Here is a 21,100-nt window from a genome sequence, read left to right on the forward strand (position 1 = left end):
GGAAAGAATTAAAATGAAAACCTATCTTGGGGATCTCCGGCGCGAATTTTCCGGCTACAACGGCGCTGCGTTCCTGGCGGACCTGATGGCGGGCCTGACCGTTGCGGCGGTGGCTCTGCCCCTGGCTCTTGCCTTCGGCGTGAGCAGCGGCGCGGATGCGGCCAGTGGCATGATCACCGCCATCGTGGCGGGCATCGTGATCGGCATTCTGGGCGGCGCGTCCTACCAGATCAGCGGCCCCACCGGCGCCATGGCGGCCATTCTCATCGGCATCTCGGCCAAGTACGGGGTGCAGGGCGTGCTCACCGCCGGCCTGCTCACCGGTGTGATCCTGCTTGTGGCCGCTGTGCTGCGGGTGGGCAAGCTGGTGTCCATCATTCCGGTGCCGGTCATCACCGGCTTCACCTCCGGCATTGCCATCGTGATCGCACTGGGCCAGGTGGACAACTTCTTCGGCACCGTGAGCGAGGGCGAGAACGCCATCCAGAAGCTGCTGTCTTACGGGGAACTGGGCTTTTCCGCCAACGGCCAGGCTGTGCTGTTCGCGGTGCTGGCCATGGCGGTGATGATCCTGTGGCCCAAAAAGCTGGCCAAGTATCTGCCCGGTTCGCTGATGGCCATTATCGTGGCCGTGGTGCTGAACTTCGTGCTGAACCCTGCGGCCGAAAGCTCCGCCGTGGCGGAGGTGGGCGCCATCCCGCAGAAGCTCATGACGCCGGACAGCCTGCTGCTCAACGGCATCGACATTTCCACCCTGCCCAACCTGATCGCCCCTGCCATTTCCATCGCGGCTCTGGGCATGATCGAGAGCCTGCTGTGCGGCGCGGCCGCTGGCCGGATGAAGGGTGAGCCCCTGAACTCCACCCGTGAGCTGGTGGCCCAGGGCATCGGCAATATCATTATCCCCATTCTGGGCGGCGTGCCTGCCACTGCGGCCATCGCCCGTACCTCGGTTGCCATCAAGAGCGGTGGCCGCACCCGTATGGTCAGCGTGATCCACTCCATCACTCTGATTTTGTCCATGTTCCTTTTGGGAGGCGTGATGGGCCGCATTCCGCTGGCCAGCCTGGCGGGCGTGCTCATGGTCACCGCCTGGCGCATGAACGACTGGGCGGCCATCCGGGAGATCTTCCGCAAGCGGCTCAAATCCGCTGCAGCCCAGTTCCTGGTGACCATGGTGGCCACCGTGCTGTTCGACCTGGTCATCGCCATTCTGGTGGGCATCGTGGCGGCCATGCTGCTGTTTGTGCTGAAGAGCTGTGACCTGAAAATCGCGGTGAGCGACGTGAAGCGCAAAAACGCCGACGGCACCGACCAGGTGCGCACCGACGTGAAGGTGGTCTACCTGACCGGTCCGCTCTTCTTCGGTACCCAGGATCAGCTGACCCAGGCCATGGCGCAGCTGGGTGATGAGACTCACGGCGTGATCTTCTCGGTGCGCGGCGTGCCCTACATCGACGAGAGCGCCATCAGCGAGCTGGAGACCCTGCTGGCCGATCTGCGCGGGCGCAGCATCCGGGTGATGTTCAGCGGTGTGCAGCCCAACGTGAAGCACGAGATGGAGCGCACCGGCTTTGCGGCGGCGTTGGGTGAAGAGAACTTCGCCTGGGACGCCATCGAGGCCATCGAGACCATGGAGCAGCTGCCTCTGGTGGATACCCCGGTGCAGCTGTAAAACGGCAAGGAAAGAAAACGCAAACACACCAAATGAACCAGGCGGAGGACCCTTCGGCCCGCCGCCTGGTTCGTTTTTTGCTCCGGGAGTTTCAGCTGACTGGCAGACTTGTGAAGTGTTGGCGGGAATTTGTGGAAAAGAGTCAAAATATTCAACCTCGGCTTGACTTTCGTGGTTTAAAATGATAAAATTTTGTCGACTGAAAGCGCTTTAAACAGGCGTTTTCAACAAATTGTTCCAATGGGATTTTACCGGGTGCAGACCCGGTCCGGCCGGGGGAAAGATGCGGCTTTGACCGGGCTGGGGCTGGCATTCGGGCAAAAAATCGCAAGTGTATCAAAGGAGGAAAACAAGCAAATGGAACTTATCAAACTGATCGGCGTTGTGATCGTGATCGCGGGCTTCGCGCTGAAGCTGGATTCGATCCTGATCATCTTCCTGGCGGCGGTGTCCACCGCGCTGGTGAGCGGTCTGGGCGTGGGCGGCCTGCTGGAGCAGCTGGGCGTCAACTTTGTGGCCAACCGCTCCATGGCCATCTTCATCATGATCCTGCTCATTACCGGTGTGCTGGAGCGCAACGGCCTGCGGGAAGCGGCGGCTGACCTGATGCGGAAGGTAAAGAGCGCCACCGCGGGCAAACTGGTTTGCGCCTACGGCGTGCTGCGCGGCTTCTTCGGCGCCTTCAACGTGGGCTTCGGCGGCGTTGCGGGCTTTGTTCGTCCGGTGCTGCTGCCCATGGCTGAGGGTGCCATCAAGAACCAGGGCCACGAGCCTGACGAAGAGCACATGGAAGACGTGAAGGGCATGGCCTCCGCCATGGAGAACATCGCCTGGTTCTTCTGCCAGGTGCTGTTCGTGGGCGGCGCCGGCGGCATTCTGGTGCAGAACACCCTGCAGTCTCTGGGCTACGAGGTTGAGCTGGTGGATCTGGCTGTGACCGAGCTGCCCATCGCCATCATCGCCGTTGTGCTGGCGAGCGTGCTGTTCATCATGAAGGACAAGAAGCTCACCAAGAAATACTATGGCGACAAGAACACCAAGGCGAAGAAGTAAACGGGGAGGAACACTAGCATGATCGATATGAAATTTTTGCAGGTCCCGGCAGAGTTCAACACCGTGATGCTGGACGTGGTCTGGATCATCGTGGGCCTGATCGCATTTTACGCGGGCATCAAAAATCTGCTGGATAAGGAAAATCCCTCCCGCATCGGCACCGCCGTTTTCTGGTGCTCCTTCGGCGTGGTGACCGCTCTGGGCAGCTGGCTGCCTCCCAAGGTCTCCGGCGCGCTGGTTATCGTGATGTGCATGCCCGCCATCTTCAAGAAGGTCAAGGTGGGCCGGGTGAACGTTCCCAGCAAGGAATACACCAAGGCCCAGTACAGCAAGATCGGCATGAAGATCTTCGTGCCCGCTCTGACCGTTGCCGTGATGTCGCTGTTCTTCGCCCTGTTCTCCAACGTGAGCTCCATGATCGGCATCACCATCGGCGTGGGCATCTCCATGGCTCTGCTGATGGTTTATTCCCGGGACAACAAACCCAAGGTCTTCCTGGATGACTCGGAGCGCTTTTTGTCCCTGATGGGCCCCCTGTGCATGCTGCCCCAGCTGCTGGGCTGCCTGGGCGGTGTGTTCACCGCCGCCGGTGTAGGCGACGTGGTAGCCAGCCTGGTGGGCAACGTGGTGCCCGAGGGCAACGTGAACCTGGGCATCGTGGTCTACGCCATCGGCATGATGCTGTTCACCATGATCATGGGTAACGCCTACGCGGCCATCACCGTGATGACCGTGGGCATCGGTGGGCCCTTCGTGCTGGCCTACGGCGCAAACCCGGTGGTCATCGGTATGCTGGCGCTGACCTGCGGCTTCTGCGGTACCCTGTGCACCCCCATGGCCGCCAACTTCAACATCGTTCCCGTGGCCATTCTGGATATGAAGGACCGCTGGGGCGTTATCAAGAACCAGGTGCTGGTGGCTATCATCATGATCACCATCCAGATCTGCTTCATGATCGCTTTCAAGTAATCAAAAAAACGGAAGCCTGGCGGGGAGAGCGCAGTCTTTCCCCGCCGGGCTTTGCGGCTCTTTTTCACAAAACTCCATTACAAAGGAATGTTCGCATCATGCGCAAAATGGAACGGGGGGCGTCCATCATCATCCATAAATGGGTCCGGCTCAAGCCCTGGGACCGGCTGCTTATCGTAACCAGCAAGGAATACGAGCAGGAGGCCAAGGCGCTGCGCCGCCAGGCTTCCACCGTCACCCGGTCGGTGTCGGTGCTGCTGGTGGAAAACAAGGGCATGCATGTGGGCATGTTCTTTGACGACAACGAGGAGATCTTTGACCCCTATACCACCATCATTGCGGCCACTGAGTATTCCCTGGTCACCACCAAGGCGGCAAAGCGGGCCATCCGCAGGCATAAGAAGTTTTTGTCGCTGCCGCTTTCCACCAACGACGGCCGCTCCATGCTGCGCTATGACTTTTTGATGATGGACACCAAGAAGAGCCGCATGCTCTCTAAGGTCATCATGAAATACCTGAAAAACTCCAGCCGCATCCGAATCACCACCCCGGCGGGTACCGACCTGACGGTGGAAAAGCGGGGCCGGGAGCCGGGCTTTTTTAACGGTGTGCTGAAGGACAGCAAGGATTATTCCTCCGCCAGCATCGAGGTGTATGTGCCCATCGAGGAGACCCGCACCAACGGCATCATGGTGGTGGACGGCTCGCTGGGCTACATCGGCCGGGCTGAGAACCCGGTGCGTGTGCGCTTCGAGGCCGGTCGAATTGTGGAGATCGAGGATAACCCCACCGGAAACCGGCTCAAAGCCTATATGGACCAGTATCAGGACCCGCGCATCTGCATCGCGGGCGAGCTGGGCATTGGCTTGAATTCTCTTTCCAAATGTGAGGGAAACTGTTATATTGAAGATGAATCCGCCTACGGCACCTTCCACATCGGCCTGGGGCGGAACATCGCGCTGGGCGGTATCCAGAATGCCAAGGGCCATTTTGACCTGGTGGCCCACAGCCCCAGCATCTACACCGACAACCGGCAGATCATGCAGGAAGGCAAGATCATCGTGCCGGAACCCGATTTTATCTATTGAGCAAAGGAGTGCTGTACAAATGAAAGTACTGGTAACTGGTTTCGATCCCTTCGGCGGCGAGGCCGTGAACCCCGCGTTCGAGGCGGTGAAGCTGCTGCCCGACCAGATCGCCGGGGCCCAGATCATCAAGCTGGAGATCCCCACCGTGTTCACCCGGAGCGCTAAGGTGGTGGAGCAGGCCATGGAGGAGCACAAGCCCGACATCGTGATCAATGTGGGTCAGGCCGGCGGCCGGTCCTGCATGACCGTGGAGAAGGTGGCCATCAACCTGGCCGAGGCACGCATCCCGGACAACGACGGCGAACAGCCCTTTGACGAGCCCCTGCGTGCGGACGGCGATACCGCCTACTTTGCCACTGTGCCGGTGAAGGCCATGGTGGAGAACATGCGCAAGAACGGCGTTCCCGCCCATATCTCCTACACTGCGGGCACCTATGTGTGCAACAGCATCATGTACAACGTGCTGTATCTGGCCGCGAAGAAGTTCCCGAGCGTGCGCGCTGGTTTCATCCATGTGCCCTATGAGAACGGCCAGGTGGTGGGCAAGCCCAACGGCACCCCCTTCATGCCCCTGGACCTGATCGCCAAGGGTCTGGAGCATTCCATCGAGGCGGCGGTGCAGAACACCGAAGACGCCAAGGTCACCATGGGCGAGACCCACTGATCTCAGCATGCAGAAAGCCCCCGAAGCTATCAGCTTCGGGGGCTTTCTTACGTTATTAAGCAATGTGCTCAGCTTTCCTCCGGCAGGCCGGTTTCCAGCGCGTTGTTGGTGCGGCCGGGGAAGGGATAGGTGCGGGCTTCGCCGGCCACAAGGCTTTCAAAGCCGTAGTAGCGGGCCATGTCCGCGCAGATCCAGTCCTCCGGGTCGGTGCGCAGGTCCGGCAGGCCGTAGCCAGCGCACCAGCGGGTGTAGGGCTCAATGGAGTAGCTCACCACCTGGGTCTGGCCCTGGGCCTTCAGGCTCAACAGCTCAGTCTCCCGGGTGCGGTGCATCATCCAGAAGCTGGCGATGTCGTAGCCCGCCCATAACAGCTGGAAGCAGGCCACAAGAGCAAGGGCAGCGGCCGCACCGCCCAGTACGCTGCGCAGACGGCTGCGGTCCAGCCCGGCCAAAGCGGCGGCGCAGGCGGCAGTGAGGAATACAAAAACTCCATGGGTGGAGCGCTCATAGTAGACCGGGGAGAGCACCATGGCGAAGTTCGCACCCAGACCCGCTGCAAACAGTGCCAGCGGCAGGAACAGGACTTGCGGTGCGGGCTTTTGCAGCCACAGCAGCCAGAAGAGTACTGCAAAGATCAAAAGAAGAGGCAGACCGTAGTCCCACAGCATGTTCAGCGCGGTGAGAAAACGGGTGGCCAAAATGGTCACCGGGCCCCGGGGATCGGGTGCGGCGTCCTGCCGCTGGTAGTTGCCCGGGGCAAGAATCAACAGGGCGAAGCCGAGAAGCCCGCCCACCAGACCGGTGAACATCCACAGGGGGGCTTTCTTCTCCCGGAACAGCTGCCAGCAAAGTGCCAGCACCATCAGCACCAGCAGCCCGGCACTGGTGTTCTCACTGCTCCAGCCGCCCACAAGACCAGCCAGAAAACAGGCAGGAGCCAACCAGCGGCGGGGCTGCAGCGACCGGTGCAGCTGCAGCGCAAAGGGCAGCGCCGCAGCCAGGCAGAAGAAGCTGGCCCATAGATAGTTGAAGGAGCCGCACATCCACAGATTGGTCTGACCGAACACCGGCGAGACCATCCAGAAGCTCAGGAAGATGAACAGCAGCAGCTGGGGGTCGGCAGGAGCTCGGCGGCCCTTGGCGGCCAGATAGACCACCAGGGCAAGCCCCACATAAATCAGCGTGTTGCATACGTTGAACAGGAGCTTCGGCTGGATGGTGAACCATTGGTCCAGGCTCTTGATGAGGAACCGGCCGCTCCAGGTCATGTAGTGGTAGGTCTGACTCTGGAGCACGTCCCACAAACCGGTGAGACGCTCGCCGGTACGGTAACTGAAGGCAAAGGTGAAGTCATCCGCCACAAAAGGGGTCAGGCAGTTGAACAGCAGCATCACCGCCGCCGCGGCAGCCGCCAGCAGCCAGAAAAGCCGACGGTTCAGCCGGGCATTGGATTCAATCGGCTTCATAGCGCCTCCTTTACTCCAGAGCATAGCTCAGTTCAGTTTCCACCGTGTTGGAGAAATCATCGTAACCGGGGAAGGGGTAGTAGTGCTGCTCGGTGACCACAAGGGAGTCCGCGCCAAGATGCAACGCCATGTTCACATTCACCCAGTTATCCTTATCCAGCCGCAGATCCGGCTGGCCGTATGCGCCGCAGAAGCGGGTATAGGGGTAAATGGCATAGGTCTCGATGTCCCGCTCACCCTGAGCGACTTGAGTAAGTATGGTCTCCTCACGCACCTGACGCATGATGGAATAGTTCAGAATGTCGTAGCCGCCTTCCACAAGATCGAAGCAGAGCAGCACGCACAGGCCTCCGGCCAGCAGTCCCTGCGGAAGTTTTCCCAGAGAGGGCTGATGCTGAGCCAGACCGATGAGTGCACTGCCGGTGGCGATGACCCAGAAGGCAAGCACCGCATAGAAGGAGCGCACATAGTATACTGGCGAGAGGATCAGGGCATAGTTTGCAGCCAGACCCATCACGAACCAGAATGCAGGGAACAGCGCCGCCCGCAGAGAGGGACGGCACAAAAGCAGGCAGAAATAAACAGCGGCAAACAGGATGGCCAGAACCAGGCCGTACAGCCGCAGGGTGTGGGTGGCGTTCATCACACGGGTGAGCAGTACGGTGAGAAAACCGCGGGAGTCCTCACCGGCCCGGTCCATCCGGACCCATTGGCCGGGTGCGCACATCAGCAGCAGGAAACCCGCCAGGCAGCCCGCAGCGCCGGTCAGCTGCCACAGGGGCGTGCGGCCCAACAGCAGGCGGGAGAGCACGCAGAGCAGCAGGCAGGCCAGCAGCACCGCGCCGCTGGTGTTTTCGTTGCTCCATCCGGCGGCAACGCCTGCGAAAAACATGCCCACAGCAGCGCCCCTGCCCCAGGAGAGATCCCGGTCCAGCTGTAGCCGGTAGGGCAACAGGAAGAACAGACCCAGCATCAGGGGCCACAGGTAAACGCAGGAGCCGCACATCCATAAATTGACCGCGCCGAACGCCGGGTTAAAATGGAAGAACAGCGCCAGCACCACCAGCAAAAAGGCGGGATGCAGCTTTTTCTGACCGGCAGCAAGCTTTGCGCACAGCCAAACGGTAAAGGTAAACGCAGCAGCGTTGGCCAGGTTGAAGACCCATTTTCCCAGCCACAGGAAGAGCTGGTTCAGGCCGATGGCGATGGTTCGGCCGCCCCACTGCATATAATGGTAGTACTGGGAGACAACGATGTCCCAGAAGGTTTCCACCGGATCGTGGGTGGGAAACCGCAGCAGATAAGAATAGTCGTCGGAAATCAGAGGAGTGAGCCAGTTGAACACCAGCATCACCAGAAAAACAGCCGCAAGAATCAACCCCACAGGCTGAAAAAACGCCCGGAGAGAAAACGAATGAGATCGACGCAAGAGATCGGTTCCTCCTTTTAGATGGTGGGCAGCAGGCAGAGACGCTGCACTCGGATCGGAATCAGCCCACGCTGATCTTGCCCTCGGGCAGGATGTCGAACTTGCCCTGCTCCCGGCGCTGACTGGCCAGACTGATCGCCAGCGAGACCGGGCCCACACGGCCGATGAACATGGTGACCATGGTGATGATCAGGGCAGGCGCGTGCATTTCGCCGGTCACGCCCACCGAGCAGCCCACCGTACCGAAGGCGCTGACCACCTCATACAGGCAGTCCAGCGGGCTGATGAGCTCGCCGCAGTTGAAGAAGACGATCAGGGTGACCAGGATCACCACACCCAGGCTCAGCATGGAAATGCTCAGCGCCTGGTAAACGGTTTTCTTGTCGATGCGGCGGCGGAAGATCTGAGCATCCTCCCGGCCGGTGACCACGCTGGCCACGGTGACCAGAATCACGCTGAAGGTAGTAACCTTGATACCGCCGCCAGTACCGCCGGGCGCGGCGCCGATGAACATGAGCACACAGAGCATGCACTTGGTGATGGAGCCCATGGAGGCCAGATCAATGGTGTTGAAGCCTGCGGTTCGGGCGCTGATGGACTGGAACATGCTGTTCACTACCTTGTCCCCAGTGGACATGCCGCCCAGAGTGGCGGGGTTGTTCCATTCCAGGAAGGCGAAGCCCACAGTGCCGCCCACAATCAACAGGATGGTGCAGAACAGTACCACCTTGGTGTGGATGGACAGATGGTGCGTCTTGCGCCACTGGCCCAGATCATGCCAGACCAAAAAGCCCAGGCCACCGGCCACGATCAGGAACATGATGATGCCCTGTACATACCAGTTGGAGGCATAGCCCATCAGGCTTACATAACTCTGGGTACGGCCCAGGATATCAAAACCGGCGTTGCAGAAGGCGGAGATGGATAAAAAGATCGAGATGAAAATGCCTTCGCTGCCGTATTCGGGCACAAAGACAGGCAGCAGCAGCACAAAGCCCAGGCCTTCGAAGAAGGCGGCAAGCTTCATGACCACCAGAAGCAGGCCCCGGGCCTCCGCCACGTTGGAGGTACCAATGGATTCACTGGCCAGCTTCATGGAGCGGAAGCCGACCCGGCGTCGGAGCGCCAGGGTGAAAAAGCTGGCCAGTGTGACCAGACTCAGACCGCCAATCTGAATCAGGCAGATCACGACCGTCTGGCCGAACGTGGTAAAGCCCTGATAGGTGTCCAGTACCACCAGACCGGTCACGCAGGTGGCGCTTGTGGCCGTGAAAAAGGCCTGTACCGGCGTGATGCCGTTACGGGTGGCAAAGGGCAGCATGAGCAGCAGCGCACCGGTCACGATCACCACAAGAAAGCTGGAAACAATCAGCCGGGTGGGGGAGAGACTCTCCAGCCGGCGGCGTTTTTTGGGGGGCGGAGCGGTCCGGCTGATCAACCGGCCCAGCTGCGATGTTTGAAAGGAATTGGAATCCTGTTCCACGGTCGTTTTCCTCCTTGCATGCACCCGGCGCCACTGTCAAGGCGCACGAACGCAATTCTATTATGTTCTTATAATATACACGTTTGTAAGAGGTATTTCAACTTGATTTTGACTGTCTTGACTGATATAATATTACAGTATGCACAGAGCTGGTAGAAAAATCAGCTTGGGCGGGCCTCCTAAGAAATAGGTTACCTTACGACTAATGCTGCTAATAAAGTTGTATGTCAGCTTTGTCATAACCGTGGTTAGTGGCGGCTAGATGGGCGAATTTTACGAGAAAAGCCTGCTAAAATTAGGTTTCGGTATGAGGGATCGTCACCTTGGACGAAGCGTGAAAAACCGTATAAAATCAAGGAAAAATCGATATAAGTCTCTGTAGCTCAGATGGATAGAGCGTTCGCCTCCTAAGCGGCAGTTCGTTCGAATCCTGTGGAGCCTGAAAATTGAATATTTGTTGTATAAGCCCCCGTACCTCACCGGGATAGAGGGTCCGCCTCCTAAGCGGAATGTAGTGAGTTCGAGTCTCGCCGGGGGTGCCAAAACAACCGCTGTAAGCCATTTTTCGCTGGTTTACAGCGGTTTTTGTTTTAAGCAAAAAACATATAGCAAAGGGAGCGTTTCCATTCAATTTTGTTGTATGCTTGCTAATTGGATTTGAACGGTTTACAAACTCTTGCTAAGAAAAATCGCATCCCTGCTAATTCGATTTTTCGGACTCATTTGCCACCGGGTGTTGCCGAGAGCAGCGCCGCCAGAGTATTTGCCAGTTCCGGCGACTTGCGAAGCTGTTCCACCAGGACCTCCAAATCCAATGCGGCGGGTGCCAGTTCCTTTTCTTCCTCTGGGGGACGAACCGAACGCAAGTCGGGATTTGCGTAGAAGGCACTCTCAAACTTCTGGGCGTTGATCTTACGGTCCTCGTCCAGAATATGCGCATACACGCTGGTGATCATGTCGATCTCTGCGTGGCCCGTATCGCCCTGAGTGGCCTTCAAGTCACCGTGGTTGAGCTTCAGCTTGTAGGTGGTGCTGGAATGTCGGAGGGAATGAAAGACGACTCTGGGCAGACCAGCCTTCTCCCGCAGCTTTTCAAATTCCTTCAGGATGATACGATCCTCACAAGGCCGACCATTGGGCAACGCCACCACTAAATCATAATCCTGATATTCGTCACCGAGAAATCCCCGAAGTTCATCCTGAGAGTCTTTCCATTCCCGCAAAATGTAAGCCAGGGTCTTGGGCAGCCACACCTTGCGGATACTGGAATCGGTCTTTGGCTTTTTCAAGATGACTCTGGTGCTGGTGTTGGGAAATAAGGGCGTGAATACATGGTAGATGTCCTTTTGCCCCAACATCTCGATGGCCCGCTTAGAGGCCCGCGTCAGTTCTTTGTCGATGTAAACATAGGCGTTGTCAGCAGCAATTTCTTCATCAGAGATGTGGACGTTGCTCCAGGTCAGTCCCAGAATTTCGCCCATACGCAATGAGCAGGCAAAAGAGAGGTTCATAGCCACATAGAGTTTGCTGTCCGTACACTGATCCAAGGCGGTACGGATCATTCCCGCATCCCAAATGTCCCGCTTTTTATATTCGCTCTTCGGCAGGATAACATTGTCAAAAGGATTTTTGGCAATCAGTTCCCAACGGACAGCTTGCTTAAAAGCACAACGCAGAAGTTTGATGATTTTCTCAATCGTTTGGTTCGTTACATATTGCGTTTTTGCTTTATGCATCTTCGTGGAAACAGCGGGGGTTTTCTGCAAAGTCTGGATGTACTTGTCCACTACTCGCGGCGTGACCTCCTGGACCTTCAAATCTCCAATAATGGGGTTGATGTAGTTGGAAATCAGCGAGTTTTGGCTGTCGTACATGGATACGCCCCACCGCTTTTCACCATAGAGCGAAACAAAGTCTAAAAGGAACTCCGCAATGGTCTGATCGGTGGGCGGGAGAAAAGTTCTCGTGAACTGTTGATTCTCCACCTCAGCCTTACGCTTCAATGCGTCTTGGTAGGAAGTGCGGGTCTCCCATTTTTGCCGGGTCTCACCGTTCTCGTCCGTATAGTTGTAGACGATAGAATAGTTCTTTTTGCGTTTGATGATAGATGCCATAGCGATACTTCCTTTCTTCTGTCACATATCGAGTGACTCCAGCCACTCGTCAAATGACCGCTTGGAAATCCGTATGGCGTTACCAATTCGTACGATTTTAAAGTGTCCTTCCTTCACGAGAAGATAAGCGGAAGTCCGGCCAATGCCCAGGATATGAGCAATGTCCTCAACCGTGTAAGTTCTTCGTTCTGGAGGCTCCTTCTTCGTACCGTTCCATGTTTGCGACATGGTTGCCCCCTTTCTAATCGGAAACGGCACGCAAAAGGGTGTTCATTCATAACTTCCACCCTCATTGTACCGCGCCGTTTCGGGTTTGTCTGCTGCTAATGGAAAGTTTACGAATTATCCGTAAACAAAAAAGCAGAAGATTTATCTGAAAATAAAAGAGGCAAAAAACGGATGGCTGCTGGCCGCAGCTCCACGGGAATCTCACCCCGGCCCATGCTGATGGGTGCGCCGCGCAATGCTTTGAGGGCGTTCAACGCGGGAGTCTCATTATCCTGTCTGTGCATCCTCGCCCACAGGCTGCCACACCTGTTTTGCGGCCTAGTTTTGTCGCTCACCTGTTTGGTAGGGGTCCCGTCCTGCGGACTTGCAACAGGGTCATGGCGCACCGGCCGACCGGCTCCACACAGGCAGATCGTATCCGTCTGCCTTATACTGCCCGAAGGCTTTCTTTGTCAAGGTGGGGATGGGAAGCTGTATGGAAAGGGGCTCATACAGTTTGTCCCGAATCAGTTCAGATCAAATCCCAGAATAGAAACGATGAGTTTCGTTTCCAGCCGCTTGCGTAAATCTTCATCCACCTGGAAGTGGGGAAAGCCATTTGCATCATAGCTTGTCCTCATAGATAATGCAGCTATGTAACTGGAATAGTGCCGGATTACCCTTGCTATTGCGTCGGGATTTCCTCCCACCGCAGCGGCAATGACAGGGTAAGGGAGCAGCGCCACCCGCATGTTTGCAGATTTAGTCATCCGCTTCACCTCCCATCAGCTCCTTCAGCAGCCGATAGGCACTTTGCCTGCGGGCATTGACCGTCCGGCGAACCATGTGCAGATGTTCAGCGATCTCGCGGTCTGCCATTCCCAAGAACCAGTACATCAGGAAGATGTCCCGATTATCCGGAGGCAGCGCATTCAACGCCTCGGCCAGCCGGTCATCCTTGATTAGAACGACATCGCCGCCCACAGGGAAAGCGGTGTATTCCCAGGGATAGCAGTCATATACCGCAAGCTGGGCCAATTCTTCCTCCGACAACTCGCTGAATGGTGTTTCGCGCTTCTGGCGGCGGCTGATCTCTCGATAGCCGTTGTACGCTTCGCATTTCAACACCTTCTTGCAATAGCTGTCAAAGGCGTGCTGTTTGTGCTCGTAGTGGCGGTCAGGTCTCAATTTCTCACCTCCCTCCGTGCCAGGAGGCAGGTCTTTTTGTCCCCTTTCGCCTACTACTCGTTCACCAAAGGGGGCTTTTGGCAGCCTTAAGCCGTGCTTGTCAGAAAAAAATTTGTTCTCCATGATTGCTCCTTTCGCTTTGTTCGGTTAATGGCCGGATCGAAGCGAGAGGGCGGAGAACGGCAGCCGACGGAAAAACAGAAAAACCGACAAAAAACGCCCGCCCGCAAGTTGCGGACAGGCGCAAAGGAAATGTAAGAAGTATTTAAGTGTACTGACAGTTCATAATGATGGTCGGAATATCCCGCTGGCGTATGCTGGCTTTTTTTGACTGCAAAGAGCTAGGCAAGTCGTAGCAAAAAATAGACACGGCGGGACCTCCTTGATACCGCCGTATCCTTAAAAAAGGGTGACTTTAACACACCCCCCGTATTCTCATTTTTTGAAAAAAGAAAACGGCGGCCTTGATTTCTCAAAACCGCCGCTGAAATTATATTCAAAGCGTGAAAATTGATCTGCCCAGCGATGGTTTTTTTCTTTTCTGCCGCTGGGCAGATTTATTATTGTTTTATTTGTATAGCTATCCTCTTTCCACTTTTTAATGTGCTATATCACAAATCAACTTTATTGAAATGTTTTATAGACATATGATAGGCAAGTAATAGGAACACCGTGTAGCAAAGGATGCCTACAGCCAATATAGGCAACTGCATCAGCAAATATTTCGGCTGATAACTGTCCAACCAAGCGAGCTCCGGTATATGGGCGACTGCCTCCACCGCAATCATCAACACTACCATAGGGATTGATGCCCAAATAAAGGATCTTCCCGCCTTGTAACCGCTCTTATAAAATGTTGGAAAGAATACTAAATCGAAGACAGCGTACACAATAAGGCCGAAGCCATACCAAGCGAGCGTTGCATCCAGCCCTACGGGATTGTTTTCAATGTTTAGAGCATTGCGAAGAAAAGCGAATGGGATAGAAAATAGCAACTGAAATATCTGAACGGAAACAATCAGAAGGCATTTTCCCAAAACACTTTCGCGCTTTGTCACTGGAAGGATTGCAGTGTACCAAGCGTCATTCGTCTCACGCGCATTCAGAAATGTGATATAGGGTGCCAGACAGCCAAACATAAAGATTACACTATAGGGATAGGCTGGCACAAGAACAAGGCAACCTAAAAATGCAAACACAATCGAGGTTGGATGGGCAGCAAGTCTGATTTCCTTATACAGCAGCGTCATCATCCCACTCACTCCTTTCCGTCCGCAGCATGATTTCTTCCAGAGTGAGCGGCCCTATATCCTCTGGCGTTTTTAAATGCTCAAAAGAGCGCAGGAATGTGTCCTTGTCCGCACTTTTCAGCACACGTCCATTCTGAATATAGGTGATGTCATCTGCGCATTTGTCCAAGTCAGAAGTAATATGCGTAGAAAACAAAATGGAACTGTTTTCGTTTTTTACGATTTGGCGGAAAATGTGCAGCAGCTCCTCACGGGATACGGGGTCAAGGCCCGAAGTTGGTTCATCCAGAATCAACAGCTCCGCATGGTGCGACAGGGCCAGAGCAAGCAGATATTTTACTTTCATACCGTTTGAAAGTTCTTTGAATTTCTTGCTTTCATCCAAAGAAAAACGTTTGATGTACTTCTGGTATTGCGACTGATCCCAGTTAGTATAAAACTTTCGGGTAACAGCTGTAATGCTAGAAAGTTTCTTTAACGGGTAAAAATCAATCCCGCCAAATACAACGCCGATTCTCTGCTTGCACTCTTTTTCATACTGAATAAAATCCTTTTGAAAAATCTCCACGCTCCCACTCTCTGGGGACACCATATTGAGGATAGATTTTAAAGTCGTGCTTTTTCCGGCCCCATTTTTACCGATCAGCCCCATGATACGTTTGGGGGCAAGAGAAAAACTCACATCCTCCAGCGCAAATCCAGGATAATGCTTGTAAAGGTCCTGGACGCACAGCACAGCTTCCATCATTTTCTCTCCTTTTCATCTGGGACATCGGCAATATTCAAGGCAGTATTGAATAACTGAGCAATGCCCAAGAAAAATTCTTCTTTCATCAGGGCAATTCCTGGATGTTCCAGAGATTCATCCCCTAAAATGACCAGTTGATCTCCCGGCTTGATTCGGAACACTTCTCTGGCTTGTTTGGGAAGTACAATCTGTCCACGTTCGCCCACACGGACCGTACCAAAAATGTGTTTGCCTTTGGGTGGAACATTTAACCCGGTTTGTTCCTGATCGTGATGAATCAGGTCATTAAGCTCTACATTATATAACTGCGCCAGTGCGTCACAATTTACAATGTCCGGTACGGACTCGCCGGATTCCCACTTTGCTACGGCCTGGCGGGAGACACCAATTTGTTCAGCTACATCTTCCTGGGAGTATTTATTAAGCTGACGCAACATGGTTAAGTTACGAGCAATATTACTTTTCTGCTTTTTCATACTTTTCGCACCTCTTAAAATCATTATATCCATTGACACACAGAAGTTCCACCAACCGATGTAAGCAAAAAATGTTATACTTAGTTGCGTAAAGCATCTCGTCACATTGGCGAGGGACATCATTATTAATCATGCCATGTTTTTCTTTACTTGTCTGCGACTATTAACAATTATATGCTTGGGCCGCTAAGTACAGCAAGGCTTTCACTTCAAAAACAGGAATTATATAAAGCAATAATATGAATTGAGTAGACATACACAGGACCACCACCGTCAGGGATGCCAAAAGGCGAAAAACTCTGTTACGCTTCATCTTCGCCATCCTCCATTCCTTCCACATCCGCATCATCGGGGTCCGCCGCTGCCTCCGCCTCCATCATCCCATCGGGCAGGGTGATAAGGCCGCTGGCAAATGGTTTCCCTGCTGCGGTACTGCAGCAACAACCTGAATCAATACGCAAAACGAGCCAATGAGAGCGGCTCCATCTATGCAGAGGATATCCGGGATTTGCAGCAGCGGCAGGAGGAAATCTGGGAAATCGCAAAAGAGATTCTGGCGAGGCTTGCAACAATCCAGTGAACAAACGGTGCGGCAGCTCACTGTCGCACCGAATACATAGGTGACATCCTTGACTTCGGAAAAACTGCTTTATAGACTGTAGTTAGAAATTACAAGGAGGATTTTCTATGTGGCTGATTAAACTCCCATTCCGAATCATCGCGCTGCCGATTATGGCTGTGGTTGCAGTACTGTCCATCTTTTATTCCATCGCGCTGCATCTGTCCTCTTTGGTTGTCAGCCTTGGATTTCTGCTGCTTGGGTTTGGCATCCTGTCGATGCTGTTTCAGCAAATGTGGATTCATGCGGCACTACTGTTTGGCGTAGCAGTTGTCGCTTTTCTGGGCCTCATGCTGGCAGAACTGATTTCCATTGGCCTGGAGGCGCTGGTCGGGAAGCTGTCGAAATTCATTTTTTCATAACGAACAATAAACAGCAGGGCCTGAGGAGCAAAAGCACCTCAGGCCCTTTTGAGTGTACAGAAGGAGGTGGGATTGTGGCAGCAACGCGACTGATTCCGATGCACGTGAACAAAGGAAAGACGCTTGCTCAGAGTCTGGGGGACCGGACGGATTACGCTAAGAATCCGGAAAAGACGCATAAGGGGGAACTGGTAACCGGATATCAGTGCGATCCGAGGACAGTGGATGAAGAGTTTATGCTGTCCAAACGCCAATATGAGCAGATTACCGGTCGGCGGCAGCGGCATGAGGTCATTGCGTATCAAATTCGGCAGTCCTTTAAACCAGGCGAAGTCACGCCGGAGCAGGCAAACCGTTTGGGGCGAGAGTTGGCGCTTCGTTTCACCAAGGGCAAGTACGCCTTCATTGTTGCCACCCATACAGACCGGGCTCATATCCATAACCACATTGTATTCAATTCCACTTCCCTTGACGGGACCAGAAAGTTCAAAAACTTCTGGCTGTCCAGCATTGCCTTGCAGCGGGTCAGCGATTTGATCTGCCTGGAAAACGGGCTTTCTGTGATTGCGCCAAAACCCTATAAAGAGCGGACAAAGAGGACGGATTATCCGCACAGAGTGAAGAATCGAGATGTCCTGTGTGAGGCCATCGATATCGTTTTGCAGAAGAAACCAAGGTCCTTCGATGAACTGCTCAAAGGATTGCAGACTCAGGGGTATGAGATAAAATACGGCAAACACATTTCCGTCAAGGGCAAAAATCAGGCACGATTTATTCGCTTGGACTCGCTGGAGGCCGGGTATACGGAAACGGACCTTCGGGCGCGTTTTCCTGGTCGCAGGGAGCACAAGGCGCGTGAAAAGCAAGCCTTTGACCCGGAGAATCGGCCTTTTGATCTGATAATTGATATTCAGAGTAAATTGCAGTCCAAAGGTGCCGGATATCAACGCTGGGCATCTGTCTATAACCTGAAGCAGATGTCCAAGACGCTGTTGTTTCTGCGTGATCATAAAATCGAAAGCCTGGAGCAGCTGAATCAACTTGCCACGCAGAAGACTGCCGAAAGAGACGCCTTGCTTGCCGCTATTCAACAGTCAGAGCAGCGGTTAGTGGAAATTGGAACTCTGAAGAAGCACATTATCAACTATTCCAAGACACGGCCGATCTATGAGGAATACCGCAAAGCGGGGTATAGCAAAAAGTTTCTGGAAGCCCATCGGGAGGAGATTACGATCCATAAAGCAGCCAAGGCTTCCTTTGATGCATTGGGGGTAAAGAAACTGCCGAAAGTGAAGGAGCTGGGTGCGGAGTATGCCGAGGTACTTGCGGCAAAGAAACAGGCCTTTACGGAGTACCGCCAGATGAAAAATGAGGTGCAGGAATTGCTGATTGCACAGCGGAATATCGCTTCTCTCTATGATGCAGAGTGTACCGAGGAGAAAAAGGATCGACGGAACGAAGAGCGAAGTGGTTGATGTGGGGAAAAACGAAAGGTTCGGGTAACAGTTGTCGCACTGTTACCCGAACCATAGCGAATGTTCTTATAGCCGTTGTTGCACAATAGGCAGTGAATTAGAGGAAATGGATTCAGAGACAAAGTAGAGCCATGCATAGTTCCGAATCTATATGTAATGAGGATTCGGAAACAGAGCGTTTAGGAGTATGGCAGACTATTTCGCAAATTGTTCATATCATATCTTTGTTTGTTGTTCCTACGTAAATTATATTATCGAGAGGCAAGTCGATTTGTACAAACTCCCCTGAAATATGCTGCATTACAGCAGCTTTTAATATGTCGTATTATTTATTGACGAATTCTTTTACTTTTTGCAAAACAACTGTATTAAACTCTGCACTTCGAAGGACATTATCTACAGAGAGCTTTCTTTCCGTTTTCCAACTGTCATATACTCTCAAAACAAGGTCTTTAGCCATTATCAGGGTTTCTTGAACTTTATCAGGCTCTTTTGAACAAATCTGAATGAGTTTTTTTAATTCGTGCTTTGTTTCTTTAGAATTAAATGGGATACATGTAATCCGGTTGGCAAGAATACACCGAGCAACCATGATAATATAGAATCTAAACTTGTATTCGAATCCATTAAATGCTTTTTTGCTTGCCATATCCAAAAAGTTTGCGAATAAATAATAAGCAAGATAGTAAATTTCATGAGGTTGATCGGATTGAAACAGTTTACTATAACGATTCTTAATTATATTTGCAGGGTTGTTATTATATACAACATATGGCTCTTGAAAATAAACGCTTGTTGCGCTACGTATAATACTATGCAAAGTAGCAACTTCAAAACAGTTATTAGAATTTTTTCGTAGAGCTAATTCTCCAGAGCGTCTCTCATAAAAAACTGATAGAGGCATTTCCTTTGAATATTCCTCGAACATTTTCTGAAGATGCTTGTGGTAGCTTTCTAGCGCAACAAAAGCCTCTGTAGGAACTGGAGTTTGCCTATTAGTTGATTTCACAATCATCGAAATAACATCAGAGTCTGTTGTGTGTATAATTTTTACAGGTACTAATATATCTTTTGCTATTGAGCGAGCGTTATAAATCTCATGGCTTGTTTGGCAACCATTAACAACTTGAAACTCGCGCAACTCATAGATGTTTGATCCGAGGGATTTAAAATGTTTGGTCACAATGGTTATTCCATTATTCAACAAAACAAATTTATCCCGAAGAGAAGGTGTTGATAATGTGTACTGGATTTCTTGATTTACGGGATTAGATTCGCCCTGGTAATCACGTACATTCTCGTAAAATGCTTTTGTGCGAATATCACCATGATTATCAGTAATGATTTTTAAATATTCATCACCAGAAAGATATCCTAGATATGACTGTTCTACTTGTGAAATTTTGTCGAATGATAAATTGTTTTTGAAATTTATCTCGACGTCTATACTGTTTTCCAATTCGCTATAGGTGTCAATTACATAATCACTGCCCAAAACTCTGATTTCCGCCTGTTTAATTTCTGGAATCATGGAAAGTATTTCACGCGCTCCGGTGCTAGTAATACTTGAAATCAAAGTTTCATCCCAAGTGCGGGCAGCTGTAACAAAATTCACATAGCATTGAGGACTGGTTTTGTTGAAATATTTTGAATACTTAAATATTTCGTTATAAATCTCGTACGCATTATTTAATTGGTCGGTATGCTCAGTTAGCAAGGAATGGTCTTTCAAAAAACTCTTTGCGGCACTGATTGTTTTTAAAAGATCTCCAGTATCGCATTTCTCCTCGATTTTAGCTTGCATAATTAGTATTTGTACATCAAGATATTTTGATTTTGCATAATCTGTAATATCCTTTTTGCTTGTTACTAAGTTGCCGTTTACGATAAAAGCAATTCCATCAATTCCAAACAATCCTTTCTGGTCAACAATTAGTTGCTTAAAATCTTCAGCGTCGCAGAAAGCTTCAGGGTGGAATTTAGTGACAGTAATATAATTTGCTAAATGTTCGAAGATTTTAGATTCGTCACCATTTAAAGTGTATTTAGCTTGGAAGTCTCTTGCGATTCCTTGTAGAATTTTGTTTAATGCCATAAAATCACCTCCAGGTTAGATAATTATATTATAATATAAATTCACTTTTTGAGCAATTATATTCTAATAAATATATTGAGCCATTAATGTTGGGCTCTTCTGTGCTATAGGCCTATACTTATGACGTTTTATGCCTAGATATCTTGATCTTCTGTATGTTGTTAAAAACATGCGGATGAAATATGTAATTTTATTAAAGTTACCCCAAAAGAAGTCGAGGATTCCAAGTTTTTTTTCAACAATTAGTTGGAAGGTCCTGCCATATGTTTACTCTTAGAGGGGTCTGGGCGGCACACAGCCGTCCTTTATACCGAAAACTTACATTTCTTAAAGTTACGGAGGGGAGGTGATCGAACAGTATTTTGCATTGAGAAAACCTATAACTACAAAATACTGTTCGATCACCAGCGGTGAAATAAAGAGATGTAACTGAAAGAAAAAGGGCTGATGTTCATGAGGGTATCTTTTTGGGTACATGGGTCACAATCATCCCGTATGACACTAATCATAACCCCCACGTTGAACGTGGGGGGGCAGAACGGCCCTATAAGGGCCATTTTCCAGCGGCACCTAAAGGTGCGTAATGAGCAACGCCAACCGCACTTGGCGTTGCTTTTTAGTTTCTTCTTCTACTGCGACCTTGTTTCTATTTGTCCTTCGCCGTAGGTTAACTCTTGTATCTACTAAAACCTATACCATAGGCCATGCTTTCTCAAATATATATTGTGATTCACCTAAA

Annotated in this window: 20 protein-coding genes and 1 tRNA gene; 9 read left to right on the forward strand and 12 right to left on the reverse strand. The window is 52.1% G+C overall.

Annotated elements, in window-relative coordinates; genetic code table 11:
- Positions 1–13 precede the first annotated feature (13 nt).
- The 5 genes from B5G03_RS10400 to pcp all read left to right on the forward strand — a co-directional run bounded on the left by B5G03_RS10400 (position 14) and on the right by pcp (position 5,449).
- A complete protein-coding gene (locus B5G03_RS10400) occupies positions 14–1,675 on the forward strand; it encodes a SulP family inorganic anion transporter (RefSeq protein WP_087181635.1) in 1,662 nt (553 codons plus the stop codon).
- Between the two features lie 357 nt (positions 1,676–2,032).
- On the forward strand, positions 2,033–2,728 hold the full coding sequence (locus B5G03_RS10405) for a DUF969 domain-containing protein (RefSeq protein WP_087181636.1): 696 nt from the start codon (positions 2,033–2,035) through the stop codon (positions 2,726–2,728).
- An 18-nt stretch (positions 2,729–2,746) separates the two neighbouring features.
- Positions 2,747–3,697: a DUF979 domain-containing protein gene (locus B5G03_RS10410; protein WP_087181637.1), complete on the forward strand. Its 951-nt coding sequence runs from the start codon at positions 2,747–2,749 to the stop codon at positions 3,695–3,697.
- 98 nt (positions 3,698–3,795) lie between these two features.
- Positions 3,796–4,785, forward strand: coding sequence for a 2,5-dihydroxypyridine 5,6-dioxygenase NicX family protein (locus B5G03_RS10415; RefSeq protein ID WP_087181638.1), 990 nt, complete (start codon positions 3,796–3,798; stop codon positions 4,783–4,785).
- Positions 4,786–4,804: 19 nt separating this feature from the next.
- Positions 4,805–5,449 carry a pyroglutamyl-peptidase I gene (gene pcp / locus B5G03_RS10420; protein WP_087181639.1) on the forward strand — a complete coding sequence of 215 codons (645 nt, stop codon included), beginning with the start codon at positions 4,805–4,807 and terminating at the stop codon, positions 5,447–5,449.
- 68 nt (positions 5,450–5,517) lie between these two features.
- Here pcp and B5G03_RS10425 read toward each other — a convergent pair whose 3' ends face one another.
- The 3 genes from B5G03_RS10425 to B5G03_RS10435 form a co-directional block, all read right to left on the reverse strand.
- Entirely contained in the window at positions 5,518–6,915 is a 1,398-nt protein-coding gene (locus B5G03_RS10425) for a DUF3329 domain-containing protein (protein WP_087181640.1), read from the reverse strand.
- Between the two features lie 10 nt (positions 6,916–6,925).
- Positions 6,926–8,344 (reverse strand): DUF3329 domain-containing protein, encoded by a 1,419-nt coding sequence (locus B5G03_RS10430; RefSeq protein ID WP_087181641.1) that lies wholly within the window; start codon positions 8,342–8,344, stop codon positions 6,926–6,928.
- A gap of 61 nt (positions 8,345–8,405) precedes the next feature.
- The gene (locus B5G03_RS10435; RefSeq protein WP_242962401.1) at positions 8,406–9,827 is read right to left on the reverse strand and encodes a TrkH family potassium uptake protein; all 1,422 of its coding nucleotides are present in this window, start codon (positions 9,825–9,827) and stop codon (positions 8,406–8,408) included.
- A 465-nt stretch (positions 9,828–10,292) separates the two neighbouring features.
- Here B5G03_RS10435 and B5G03_RS10440 point away from each other — a divergent pair.
- A tRNA-Arg gene (locus tag B5G03_RS10440) sits at positions 10,293–10,369 on the forward strand.
- A 177-nt stretch (positions 10,370–10,546) separates the two neighbouring features.
- Here B5G03_RS10440 and B5G03_RS10445 read toward each other — a convergent pair.
- The 8 genes from B5G03_RS10445 to B5G03_RS10475 all read right to left on the reverse strand — a co-directional run bounded on the left by B5G03_RS10445 (position 10,547) and on the right by B5G03_RS10475 (position 15,810).
- The gene (locus tag B5G03_RS10445; RefSeq protein WP_140401677.1) at positions 10,547–11,941 is read right to left on the reverse strand and encodes a site-specific integrase; all 1,395 of its coding nucleotides are present in this window, start codon (positions 11,939–11,941) and stop codon (positions 10,547–10,549) included.
- A 21-nt stretch (positions 11,942–11,962) separates the two neighbouring features.
- Complete coding sequence (locus tag B5G03_RS10450; RefSeq protein WP_087181642.1) at positions 11,963–12,169, reverse strand: helix-turn-helix domain-containing protein; 207 nt, start codon at positions 12,167–12,169, stop codon at positions 11,963–11,965.
- Positions 12,170–12,276: 107 nt separating this feature from the next.
- A complete protein-coding gene (locus tag B5G03_RS17430; RefSeq protein WP_158096401.1) occupies positions 12,277–12,423 on the reverse strand; it encodes a hypothetical protein in 147 nt (48 codons plus the stop codon).
- A gap of 252 nt (positions 12,424–12,675) precedes the next feature.
- Positions 12,676–12,918: a helix-turn-helix domain-containing protein gene (locus B5G03_RS10455; RefSeq protein WP_087181656.1), complete on the reverse strand. Its 243-nt coding sequence runs from the start codon at positions 12,916–12,918 to the stop codon at positions 12,676–12,678.
- On the reverse strand, positions 12,911–13,336 hold the full coding sequence (locus B5G03_RS10460) for an RNA polymerase sigma factor (RefSeq protein ID WP_242962403.1): 426 nt from the start codon (positions 13,334–13,336) through the stop codon (positions 12,911–12,913). Before B5G03_RS10460 ends, B5G03_RS10455 begins: the two co-directional genes overlap by 8 nt.
- 611 nt (positions 13,337–13,947) lie before the next feature.
- Positions 13,948–14,589 carry an ABC-2 transporter permease gene (locus B5G03_RS10465; protein ID WP_242962405.1) on the reverse strand — a complete coding sequence of 214 codons (642 nt, stop codon included), beginning with the start codon at positions 14,587–14,589 and terminating at the stop codon, positions 13,948–13,950.
- Positions 14,570–15,334, reverse strand: coding sequence for an ABC transporter ATP-binding protein (locus tag B5G03_RS10470; RefSeq protein WP_343286898.1), 765 nt, complete (start codon positions 15,332–15,334; stop codon positions 14,570–14,572). Before B5G03_RS10470 ends, B5G03_RS10465 begins: the two co-directional genes overlap by 20 nt.
- On the reverse strand, positions 15,331–15,810 hold the full coding sequence (locus B5G03_RS10475) for a helix-turn-helix domain-containing protein (protein ID WP_087181658.1): 480 nt from the start codon (positions 15,808–15,810) through the stop codon (positions 15,331–15,333). The genes B5G03_RS10470 and B5G03_RS10475 overlap by 4 nt, the downstream gene beginning before the upstream one ends.
- Positions 15,811–16,222: 412 nt before the next feature.
- Between B5G03_RS10475 and mobC the strand changes: the two genes are divergently transcribed.
- From mobC to B5G03_RS10490, 3 genes are all read left to right on the forward strand, one after another.
- Positions 16,223–16,390 (forward strand): plasmid mobilization relaxosome protein MobC, encoded by a 168-nt coding sequence (gene mobC, locus B5G03_RS10480; RefSeq protein WP_087181645.1) that lies wholly within the window; start codon positions 16,223–16,225, stop codon positions 16,388–16,390.
- 107 nt (positions 16,391–16,497) lie between these two features.
- The gene (locus tag B5G03_RS10485; protein ID WP_087181646.1) at positions 16,498–16,791 is read left to right on the forward strand and encodes a hypothetical protein; all 294 of its coding nucleotides are present in this window, start codon (positions 16,498–16,500) and stop codon (positions 16,789–16,791) included.
- Between the two features lie 74 nt (positions 16,792–16,865).
- Positions 16,866–18,266 (forward strand): relaxase/mobilization nuclease domain-containing protein, encoded by a 1,401-nt coding sequence (locus B5G03_RS10490; RefSeq protein ID WP_087181647.1) that lies wholly within the window; start codon positions 16,866–16,868, stop codon positions 18,264–18,266.
- Positions 18,267–18,591: 325 nt separating this feature from the next.
- Here B5G03_RS10490 and B5G03_RS10495 read toward each other — a convergent pair whose 3' ends face one another.
- Positions 18,592–20,361, reverse strand: a complete 1,770-nt coding sequence (locus B5G03_RS10495) for an AIPR family protein (protein ID WP_087181648.1) — start codon at positions 20,359–20,361, stop codon at positions 18,592–18,594.
- Positions 20,362–21,100: the final 739 nt, after the last annotated feature.

It is taken from the genome of Gemmiger sp. An50, assembly GCF_002161595.1.
Taxonomy (GTDB): domain Bacteria; phylum Bacillota; class Clostridia; order Oscillospirales; family Ruminococcaceae; genus Allofournierella.